This is a genomic window from Vibrio sp. 1180_3, from assembly GCF_029478545.1.
GTDB classification, from domain to species: Bacteria; Pseudomonadota; Gammaproteobacteria; order Enterobacterales; family Vibrionaceae; genus Vibrio; species Vibrio aestuarianus.
In genome coordinates, this window is sequence record NZ_SJFM01000096.1 from 1 (window position 1) to 2294 (window position 2294).

A 2294-nucleotide genomic window follows, 5' to 3' on the forward strand; every position below is an offset into this window, starting at 1 on the left:
GATGCAATTGCTCATGAGTCAGCTGACTGCAAACACCAAGTAACTGCTTATTCATTCGCTGATTATACAGCGCCAACATTCTGAAATTTGAGGATAAATTCATTTGACCTCCAAAGTACATAACGCCGCATTAAGGTGTGAGCAACGCTACCACTATACTTAACCATACCACCGTAAACACGAAACCCAACGATGGAATGAAAAATACCAAGCGTTGGGAATCACTCTTAAATGCCTTGTTAGATGCCAGATCGCTGAGCCTGATTTAGTAGTGGTAACGACACGAAATTATCGTTATCGCTTGATCATCAACTGCGTAAACAAGCCTGTTAGTGTCATCAATACGACGAGACCAAAAACCAGACAAGTTTTCTTTTAACGGCTCTGGTTTACCGATGCCCTCAAATGGGGAGCGCTTAACATCATTGATGAGTTTATTAATGCGCTTGAGTGTTTTCTTGTCTTGAGTTTGCCAATACAGGTAGTCATCCCAAGCGTCATCAGTCCACGACAGTAGACGTTGACTACTACTCATCAATTAACTCTCGTGCTGTTGTTTTACCAGCACGGTACTGTGCTATCGAACGGTTTAAGTGTTCAGCATTTTGAGGAGAGCGTAGTAAGTGAACTGTCTCCATAAGGCTATTGTAGTAGTCTAACGACATAACCACTGCATCTTCAGAATCACGGCGAGTAATAACTGTCGTATCGGCGTCATTAACTACGCCGTCCAAAACAGCCTTGAGACCATTTCTAGCTTCAGTAAAAGATACAATTCTCATAAGAATCTCCACATGTACATTTAATGGAACAAGTATAATCTTCACCATTCTACTTGTACAGAAAATTGAACATGAAATATTGATAAGGCAACTAACGCTGCATTAAGGTGTGAGCAACGCTACCACAAAACTAAACCATACCACCATAAACACGAAACCCAACGATGGAACGAAAAATGCCATGCGTTGGGAATCACTCTTAAATGCTTTGTTAGCCGTTTAGTTTGAAGTGTGGTGATGAGCTACATTTTCAAGCCTTTCAGCTAGCCAAATCTTGATAATCGACTGTCGTGTAACACCTACTCGGCTAGCTTCACGATCTAGTGAGTCTAACATCCATGCAGGGAAATCAACATTTACCCGCTTCTGCTTTTGCATTGGACGCTTAATTTTAGATAAATCTAGATCACCTAAAATGTCATCGTCACTTTCAAACTTGGCATCAAACTCATGCGCTTTCATATAAGTTCACCTCCGCTTTACGTGAACGTCTGACTGAAATGATCCTAATGTTTAATCCACGGTATGTAATGACGCCAGACCAATGCTTACCATTTAACATGCCGATGACCAAATACCTAGGTTCATCACTTGTGTTTGCAGGGATCTCGATAAGATCTGAGTCATTCCACAAACCTTGAGCTGTATAGAAATCAATTCCATGTTTCTCAAAATTTGACCTGCTTTTATTTTCATCAAATTCGAATTTCGTCATGAGTAAAACTTATACCTTTTTTACTCACTTTGCAACTTACACTTTGGCTAATGATTGTGGAAACGGCTAACGCCCGCTTAAGGGGCAGACAACGCTACTACTCACTTTCCGCATAGCACCTTAATCACAAAAACCAACGCATAGTGAAAATACCACGCGTTGGCTGTCCCTCTTGAAGCGTTTGTTATAGCGGTGCTTTAGCTGCCCATAGAAATATGATGCATTGCACACAGCTTATTTCCTGCTGGATCGCGTAAATAAGCTAGATACATTTTTCTTTCTCCGCTTACCCTGAGACCTGGAGGATCTTCGCAAGCTACACCGCCATTAGCTAAACCTGCTGCATGCCATGAATCCACTAACTCTGGGCTAGTGACTTTTAAGCCAATTGTCATTCCATTACCATGAGTCGCCAGCTCTCCATTTATTGGCTTCGTAATTCCAAGCACACCATCTTTGTTTATGTAAAGACAGCGACCTTTAGCATCGATAACACCCGATGGATAACCTAAAACAGACAATATGGCGTCATAAAAAACCTTAGATTTTTCAATATCATTGGAGCCAATCATAATATGACTAAACATACTTGTTCCTTTTGTTGAGCAAAATCGAGATTTACTTTGAGGCATCGATTGAGCAATGTCTAGGTTGAAATGTGAGATAAGCTATAACGCTGCGTTAAGTGGTGAGCAACGCGACCACAATCCTAAACCATTGTGCCTTAAACACAAAACTCAACCTAGAGCCGAAACTCCCAAGCGTTGGGAATCCGTCTTAAACGCCTAGTTAGCTGC

5 protein-coding genes and 1 pseudogene are annotated in these 2294 nt (G+C 41.3%); all 6 read right to left on the bottom strand.

Features of this window, described 5'->3' with window-relative positions:
- Positions 1–103, bottom strand: a pseudogene (locus tag EYW48_RS20870) (damage-inducible protein DinB); the annotation flags it as partial.
- Between the two features lie 162 nt (positions 104–265).
- Complete coding sequence (locus EYW48_RS20875; protein WP_005464459.1) at positions 266–535, bottom strand: Txe/YoeB family addiction module toxin; 270 nt, start codon at positions 533–535, stop codon at positions 266–268.
- Complete coding sequence (locus EYW48_RS20880; protein WP_005526636.1) at positions 528–782, bottom strand: type II toxin-antitoxin system prevent-host-death family antitoxin; 255 nt, start codon at positions 780–782, stop codon at positions 528–530. Before EYW48_RS20880 ends, EYW48_RS20875 begins: the two co-directional genes overlap by 8 nt.
- Positions 783–1001: 219 nt before the next feature.
- A complete protein-coding gene (locus EYW48_RS20885) occupies positions 1002–1244 on the bottom strand; it encodes a hypothetical protein (protein ID WP_053311009.1) in 243 nt (80 codons plus the stop codon).
- Positions 1231–1497: a BrnT family toxin gene (locus EYW48_RS20890; RefSeq protein ID WP_010320360.1), complete on the bottom strand. Its 267-nt coding sequence runs from the start codon at positions 1495–1497 to the stop codon at positions 1231–1233. The genes EYW48_RS20885 and EYW48_RS20890 overlap by 14 nt, the downstream gene beginning before the upstream one ends.
- A 197-nt stretch (positions 1498–1694) precedes the next feature.
- A complete protein-coding gene (locus EYW48_RS20900) occupies positions 1695–2084 on the bottom strand; it encodes a VOC family protein (RefSeq protein ID WP_277433014.1) in 390 nt (129 codons plus the stop codon).
- Between the last annotated feature and the right edge of the window lie 210 nt (positions 2085–2294).